We start from the raw sequence: 637 nt of genomic DNA, 5'->3' as shown, positions 1-637 counted from the left end.
GCGTAGCCCAGCCCCCCCCCCCCCCCCCCCCACAGGTCTGCCAATCCCTGGGCTATCGGTGGCATGGCGAACATCGCTTTGTCATCAGCCTGTCACTCCCGCGTCATACCCTCGCGCTCATCTCAATCAAGGAGCGCACTATGCATCTCACCCGTTCAAGCGCACTGGTCGCGCTGTTGTTGACCTGCGGCCTGGCACAGGCCGAAGTTCGTGTCGAAGGTCCGGTGGAATACGGTGTCTTCGAAGGGCCGCAAGCCGAATTGCAATCGGGCGAGCGGGTCCTGCGGCGCAGCAATGAGCAGATCCGCCAGACCGAGAGCGTACCGGCAAAGCTGGGCACCAAGTTTGGCATGCGCTACCAGCTGGCCGGCAAGGTCGCGGATGACCAGCCGTTGACCCTGTTGTATTTCACCCCGGGCATCCGTACCCCCGATGGCGTGCGTCATGACAAATTCGAAGTCATCCAGAAGCTGGTGCCTGGCGCGCCGCAGGATGTGATGGCCTACGAATTCACTGAAAGCCACGAAGTGGTGCCGGGGGAGTGGCGATTCATGGTGTTCCAGGGTGATCGGTTGCTGACGCAGCAGCGGTTTGTCGTGCGCTGAACCTTCATTTGCGCAGATCAAAAATGTGGGAG

General features: G+C 61.2%; 1 protein-coding gene. It reads left to right on the top strand.

The features are described 5' to 3' along the window. The first annotated feature begins 140 nt into the window (after nt 1–140). Nucleotides 141–605: a DUF3859 domain-containing protein gene (locus tag ACE04F_RS00530; protein ID WP_018610122.1), complete on the top strand. Its 465-nt coding sequence runs from the start codon at nt 141–143 to the stop codon at nt 603–605. Nucleotides 606–637: the final 32 nt, after the last annotated feature.

Source organism: Pseudomonas sp. AGC41, assembly GCF_057334555.1.
The sequence above is the reverse complement of the archived record's forward strand: the minus strand, read 5'-3'. Positions and strand labels throughout refer to the sequence as shown.

What these genes read in the sequence shown, in the direction of transcription:
- ACE04F_RS00530 (WP_018610122.1), top strand. Translation starts at nt 141, where the DNA reads ATGCATCTCACCCGTTCAAGCGCACTGGTCGCGCTGTTGTTGACCTGC.